The sequence below is a fragment of the Acetobacter malorum genome, assembly GCF_002153605.1.
Classification (GTDB): domain Bacteria; phylum Pseudomonadota; class Alphaproteobacteria; order Acetobacterales; family Acetobacteraceae; genus Acetobacter; species Acetobacter malorum_A.
This window is the reverse complement of record NZ_JOPG01000031.1, coordinates 1-5,450: the sequence shown is the minus strand read 5'-3', so window position 1 is coordinate 5,450 and position 5,450 is coordinate 1. Positions and strand designations below refer to the sequence as shown.

Annotated in this window: 6 protein-coding genes and 1 pseudogene; 3 read left to right on the top strand and 4 right to left on the bottom strand. The window is 56.3% G+C overall.

The window, feature by feature from the left end:
* Positions 1 to 624 (bottom strand): alpha/beta hydrolase fold domain-containing protein (locus tag HK23_RS12490; RefSeq protein WP_143217564.1); only part of this gene is annotated, 624 nt, incomplete at its 3' end.
* Positions 625 to 786: 162 nt separating this feature from the next.
* Between HK23_RS12490 and HK23_RS12485 the strand changes: the two genes are divergently transcribed.
* A complete protein-coding gene (locus tag HK23_RS12485; RefSeq protein ID WP_029495916.1) occupies positions 787 to 1,257 on the top strand; it encodes a MarR family winged helix-turn-helix transcriptional regulator in 471 nt (156 codons plus the stop codon).
* A gap of 638 nt (positions 1,258 to 1,895) precedes the next feature.
* Here the strand turns inward: HK23_RS12485 and HK23_RS12480 are convergent.
* Positions 1,896 to 2,381, bottom strand: a complete 486-nt coding sequence (locus tag HK23_RS12480) for a cupin domain-containing protein (RefSeq protein ID WP_061487256.1) — start codon at positions 2,379 to 2,381, stop codon at positions 1,896 to 1,898.
* Between the two features lie 175 nt (positions 2,382 to 2,556).
* Positions 2,557 to 3,549 (bottom strand): DMT family transporter, encoded by a 993-nt coding sequence (locus tag HK23_RS12475; protein ID WP_082823204.1) that lies wholly within the window; start codon positions 3,547 to 3,549, stop codon positions 2,557 to 2,559.
* A 135-nt stretch (positions 3,550 to 3,684) separates the two neighbouring features.
* Between HK23_RS12475 and HK23_RS12470 the strand changes: the two genes are divergently transcribed.
* Complete coding sequence (locus tag HK23_RS12470; RefSeq protein WP_086654220.1) at positions 3,685 to 4,167, top strand: Lrp/AsnC family transcriptional regulator; 483 nt, start codon at positions 3,685 to 3,687, stop codon at positions 4,165 to 4,167.
* A gap of 169 nt (positions 4,168 to 4,336) precedes the next feature.
* Here HK23_RS12470 and HK23_RS12465 read toward each other — a convergent pair.
* Positions 4,337 to 4,906: pseudogene (locus HK23_RS12465) on the bottom strand (pyridoxal-phosphate dependent enzyme); the annotation flags it as partial.
* Between the two features lie 94 nt (positions 4,907 to 5,000).
* On the opposite strand from HK23_RS12465, the gene HK23_RS14955 reads away from it, so the two are divergent.
* On the top strand, positions 5,001 to 5,162 hold the full coding sequence (locus HK23_RS14955) for an Lrp/AsnC ligand binding domain-containing protein (RefSeq protein WP_475638740.1): 162 nt from the start codon (positions 5,001 to 5,003) through the stop codon (positions 5,160 to 5,162).
* Positions 5,163 to 5,450: the final 288 nt, after the last annotated feature.

Sequence of the window (5,450 nt, the reverse complement as noted above, 5' to 3'; positions counted from 1 at the left end):
ATAGAACAGGAGCTGGGCTACGGGCCTGGGTCCATGCCGCTCCGCAACGAGGGCGGAGACGACCGCAACCATATTACCGCCGACGCTGTCTCCGGCGATGGCAATGCGGGATGGATCGATCCCGAATTCGACCGGATGACGAGCGACATACTCCAGAACCGCATAATCCTGCTCGATCGCAGTTGGATAACGCGCCTCGGGCGAGCGTTCGTAATCGACGAAGATCACCACCGCACCGCTGCCCGCCGCTAGATCGCGCACGAGGCGGTCATGGCTGGCCGGGCCGCCCATCACCCAACCGGCACCATGATAATAGACGATGGCCGGCGCATGGTTCGGGGCGTCGAACGGGCGATAGATCCGGATGCGTGTGCTGCCGGTCGGGCCAACGGGGAGCACGCGGTCGGTGATCCGGGCAGCGGGAGCGGTGACCTTCACCGATGCCTGCGCGCCGTCCAGCAGCGCACGGGCATCGTGCGGGGACAGCGAGGGGATGGCCGGGACATGGGCGGTGGCGAGGTCGTTGAGGAAATGCTGGGTCGTGGGCTCCAGCACGGGAGCGGCGAGCGCGGGCGCGGCGGCAATAGCGGTAGCCAAGGCGATGACTGTGGAGAGGCGCTTCATGATGGAAAACTCCGTATCGATCAGGCTGCGATCGGCCTGTGAGGCATTACATATCGCGCACGATATTATCGCTCAACATGGTAAATTGCATGGCTCCCATGCATTAACATCGCCCAAGATTTGATATTACGCGATATAATGGCCCTACTTATGGAGGACGATATGAACGAAGACCCATCCACACCTGATCTGTCGAATTTCGTGTGCTTCTCGCTGTATGCCGCGAGCCACGCCTTCAATCGGCTGTACCAACCGCTGCTCGAGCCGCTCGGTCTCACCTATCCGCAATATCTAGTAATGACCGTCCTGTGGAGCAGTGACGGCAGACTTGTCGGCGAAATCGGATCACAACTCGATCTGGTTAGCTCCACCCTGACCCCGTTGCTCAAGCGGCTGGAGGGCGCTGGCCTTGTGGAGCGCACCCGCGACCAGAAGGACGAACGACAGGTGCGCGTTCATCTGACCGAGGCCGGTCGGGCCCTGCGCGTTCAGGCCGAGACGATTCCGGCTTGTGTGTTAACGGCGACCGGGCTGTCGATCACCGAACTGCGGGACTTGCGTAATCGGGTCGACCGGCTGCGCCAAGCCGTCAGCTCTCCGCGTGCTCCGGGCTGCAATTCCGACGATCATTGAGCCTGTCACCCATTGATAACCTTTTCCAGGGAGACTGGTCTTGAGTTCCCCCTATGCCCTACAGAGACAAACGGGGTGATCGCACTTGGCTGCTGGCACATACCGCGCATTTTAGGCTGGATGCTCGTGTGTTGGTCGTGATCGGCGACAGCCTATTCTCGCAGGCCATGAACACGTCGGCTTCAGAGAAGCAAAGGCCGACGCTCTGGCGTCCGACATGAAGGCGACAGCAATCTGTCCGTTTAGCGCGTGAAAAGCAGACAGGCTGCTTCAGACCTTTTACGTCGTGATAGCAATGTGAGTCCAAATCTCGATGGAGGTTTGGACTCACATTGCCGACGCCGAGCAGCGAGAAGATGAAGGGTCTGCAATCTTTGTTACCGTAGTCCAGCGGTTTGCATCGTGTAAGTCCTCATGAATACCGGCCGATCACAAGGCTCTTGATGGTGTCCTGCCGTGGGCCATCGATCCTGCAGCGGCCACCCGTCTGTGGGGGCTCAGCGAGGCACTGATCGGCATACAGGCTTGATGCGTCGGGCCTTCGCCCACTTGAAATGAAGCGTGTACCGACGTGCCTGAGATCATGATCCCCATTGGGTGGAAGTCTCAGGCACGTCGGAACACTGATTCTATGACTATTACCTGTGTCGCGGATCATCCTTTGGATCGACATAGGTCATGCCGAAAGGACCAACACCGGAAACCTGCAAGATAGCCCCGCTGTCCCCAGCCTTCAGGGCGTGACCCATATTCACCGGAAGGTGCACGAAACCGCCCGCTTCCATATGAAGTCCTTCTGACGGATTCATTTTCGGGCCGGTGTAATGATCGAGATTACCGGATATAATCGTGAGCATTTCGTCAAGATTATGCGTGTGCGGTGCAATAACGCTGTGGGGCGGCATCATGACCCGGATGGTGAACGGTTCGTGTTTTGCCAGATCGCCATAAAGATAGGCAATTTTCATTCCCTGCGGAAAAATGGCCGGTGCGGGCTGCCACTGAACATCCTCGGGGGTGGAAATGACCTTTGCCCCGCCATGACTATGGCTCTGTGCAAAGCTTGCCGATCCTGTCGAGATCAGTGAAATGGCGGTCGCGATAATGAGCGTGCGTCTGTTCATTGTTTCCTCTTTTCTTCAGAATTTATAGGCAACATTGCGCCTGTTTCCCGCATAGGGATACTTTTGTGAAGCTGCCTTCAAAAGCAATCCCTTGCGGACTCCTCTCTCTGAAACGTGCAGGGCAATGCAGATACTTCCTTTGCTTTTCGACAGGGTTGCGGGTCTCCGATGAGCATCAGCCTGACACTGGCGAGATTGTTTCCTTCTCGCATTTCCCTCTCTGAAGAAACCGGAAAGCAGGCAGCGGGCCGCCTGCCGCCGCTGCCAGGACGGCTCCGAAGAAGACAAGCGTCAAACCGGTCAGGAACAGTCCCGTGAGGTGGTTTCCAAGGAAAAGAAAGGACGTCACGATACCGATCAGAGGGACGCCCAATGTAAAATTGGACATCGCGAACACTGATATTCTTCGTCCATATTCAGCCGAAATGACAAAGCACACTGATGTTGCCACCGGGCCGATAAAGAAGAGCATGCCCAGCAGGTGCCAGTCTGTAGCACCCCATCGAGGCGCACCTTCCACGGTCCAGGCGAGAGCCGTCAGAAAAATGGTCGCCAGAAGCATCTGCCACGGTGCGAGAGCCAAGGGAGACGTGTGCCAGCGATGATGGCGGATATGAAAGATCGTAACGGCCCAGGCAACCGCGCCGATTAGCAGAAAGATGCTGCCCATGAGCGTTCCCGGTGCGTGCCAGTCCATTTCCAGGGGGGAGCAGATCAGCGCTGTCCCCGACAAACCCACAAATAATGCCAGAAGCTGCACACGGGTCGGCGTCTGTCGAAGCGCAAGCCACGATACCAGAACGCCCCATAATGGGGTCGTGTAGGCCAGCAAGACCGCGTGACTGGTGTCGGTTCTGGTCATTGCAATCATGCCCAGCCCCGTAAAGGCCATCATCTGCAACATGCCCATCGAGGCCACGATCGACCAGTCGCCCACAGGTGGACGGCAAAGCTGGCCTTTCCACCAGACGAAGCCGAACAGACAGATGGCGGCGCTTCCAAAGCGGATTGCGGCCAGCCACAGGGGCGACACCGTTGCAAGCGCCAGTTTTGTCACGGGCCAGCTCGCGCCCCAGAGCAGAACCATAACGCCCAGCCAGACAAATGTTGCCACGCCGACAGCGGCAGGCTGATGAGTTCTTGATGGCCGGTCCGATTTTGAATTCATGGCGCTATCTCATGATAGAAATGGTAAAGCGCATTGTATTGATTTCGGTGGGAAAATCCGTTCCAAGTTACCTGATATTTGCTCTCATTAGGTATAGAATACCCTATTTCACCGCTTTAGAGAAAAATTATTCCTATGCAGTCCGTGAGTTTCGATGCCGCGAGCCTCAAGATTCTTGAGGCCCTTCAGGACAATGCAGAGATCAGTAATGCCGACCTCGCTGAAAGTGTTGGCCTGTCTCCGTCGCCATGCTGGCGTCGGGTTGCGGAGATGAAAGCGCAGGGCGTGTTCAAGCGAACCGTGCTGCTGGTCGATCCGCTCAAACTCGGTCTCGCCATGAATGTTTTTGTCCATGTCTCTCTGCAACAACAGGACAAACAGTCACTGGAAGTCTTTATTTCGGCGGTTCAGGCGCGGCCGGAAGTGATGGAATGTTATCTCATGACGGGAGAAGCCGATTTTCTTCTTCGCGTCGTCATTGAAGATCTTCCTCGCTATCAGGAATTCATGCTGGAGGTTCTTACGCAGATCCCCGGTATATCAAGCATCAGATCAAGTTTCGCGTTGAATCAGGTTAAATATACGACTGCGCTGCCTGTGAAGCATCTGGAACGATAAAAAGAAAAGGCCAGATAAAACCCCCTGATAATGGCTTATCAGGGGAAGATCGCGGTTCGTTTGACGTATTGTGATCGGGATAGGTCTTCAGGTGACCTTCGTGTCTCCGACGCAATTCGTACAAGACGCGCCGTGCGACTCTGCACGGTGCGTCTTGTCTTGTTTGTGTTCAGCCGTTGCGGAAGGTGTAGCTGTACCCGTTGATCGCTGGCGCACCGCCAAGATGGGCGTAAAGAACATTCGAGCCCTTGGGAAAGAAGCCTTTCTTCACGAGGTCGATCAGACCCTGAATGGATTTGCCCTCGTACACGGGATCCGTAATCATCGCTTCGGTCCGCGCGGCAATGCGCATGGCCTCGACGGTTTCTTTTGAAGGCACGCCGTATGCGGGGTAGGCATAATCTTCCATCAAGATGATGTCGTCGCCGGCAATGGCAGGGCCATCGACCAGAGCCGAGGTCTTTTGCGCAATATCGAGCACCTGCGCCTTGACCGGTTTGGGGGTGAATGAACCGTCGATGCCGATGACTTGGCGCGCCCGGCCATCGTCGGCAAACCCGACGACCATGCCAGCATGTGTCGAACCGGTAACCGTGCAGACGACGATGAAGTCGAACTTCATGCCCATTTCCGCTTCCTGGGCGCGCACTTCTTCGGCAAACCCGACATATCCAAGACCGCCGTATTTATGGACGGATGCTCCAGCCGGGATCGCGTAAGGCTTTGGTACGCTGGCTCTCGTCGGCGTCGTTCTTGATCGCTCGACACCGGACAGCTTCGGCCTGTTCGAACAGGCCGTACACAACATCAGGACGATCCTGGACTGTTATCTTGTGGCCGGGGATTTCGATTATTTTCTCAAAATCAGGGTAAAGGACATGGCGGATTTCAACCGGTTTCACGCCAGCCGCCTTATCGCCCTGCCTGGCGTACGTCAGACACGAACATTCTTCGTCATGAAGGAGGTCGTGGATGGGCGACCTCTACCGCTCTGAGCGGGGCGCGCCGGTCAGGAACCGCTGCCTTATACCTATGCTCAGTCTGCAGCGCCTCCGTCGGCATGGGACGATATGGTGGCAGACCTGCCTCCGACTGGTAACTTGTCTCTCCTCCATTCTTTCAAAAATCATCTTTCGATTGGCGTTCAGAGCATCAGACGTCTGGGCGACCTATGTCCGCAAAGCGGATTATTTCCGAATGCATGAAATGTCGGGGATGTAGGCGACTGCCGCCTGTCTGCTTTGTTTTTTCTGAGTCGACAGACGGTCAATTATGTCGAGTAA